This is a genomic window from Candidatus Symbiopectobacterium sp. NZEC135, assembly GCF_025962695.1.
On the sequence record NZ_JAGFPF010000907.1, the window covers coordinates 1 to 850 of the forward strand.

Annotated in this window: 1 pseudogene; it reads left to right on the plus strand. The window is 52.4% G+C overall.

Annotated features, from left to right (window positions below):
• Positions 1 to 651, plus strand: a pseudogene (locus J5224_RS31350) (L-arabinose isomerase); the annotation flags it as partial.
• Between the last annotated feature and the right edge of the window lie 199 nt (positions 652 to 850).

An 850-nucleotide genomic window follows, 5' to 3' on the forward strand; every position in this document is an offset into this window, starting at 1 on the left:
AAGCAGTTGCCCGGTCTGTCGGTACAGCGCCTGATGCAAAAAGGCTATGGCTTTGGCGGCGAAGGCGATTGGAAAACGGCGGCACTGCTGCGCATCATGAAAGTGATGGCAGAAGGCTTGCCAGGCGGCACCTCATTTATGGAGGATTATACCTACCATTTTGTCCACGGTAACAATTTGGTGGTAGGTTCCCATATGCTGGAAGTGTGCCCAAGCATCGCGAAAGAGGCGAAACCGATACTGGATGCGCAACATCTGGGCATCGGTGGCAAAGCCGATCCAGCACGGCTGATCTTCTCCACCCCGGCGGGCCCGGCGCTCAATGCCAGCGTCATCGACATGGGCGATCGTTTCCGTATGTTGGTCAACGTGGTGGATACCATCGAGCAGCCGCACCCCTTGCCCAAACTACCGGTTGCCCGGGCTATCTGGCAGGCACAACCGTCGCTGGAAGAGGCTGCCGAAGCCTGGATTCTGGCGGGCGGCGCGCACCATACGGTATTCAGTCAGGCGTTAGATCTGGATTACCTGCGGCTCTATGCAGAGATAAATCACATCGAACTGCTGGTGATTGATAACGAAACCCGCATTCCGGCATTCAAAGACGCACTGCGTTGGAATGACATGTACTACAAACTCACCTCACGCTAAGTGGTAGCACGGAACCCGATTATCAAGATCGGGTTCCACCTCTCATTCATAATTCCTATTGCGCTAGACACCTGTTTTCTCTGGCATATACTGAAATCCCCTACCCACATAATTATTAAATTAAAAATCATGACCACTGCTGAATACTTACTCAAGTTTCGCAAAGTGAACACTCTGGACAGCCTTGAAAAACTCTACG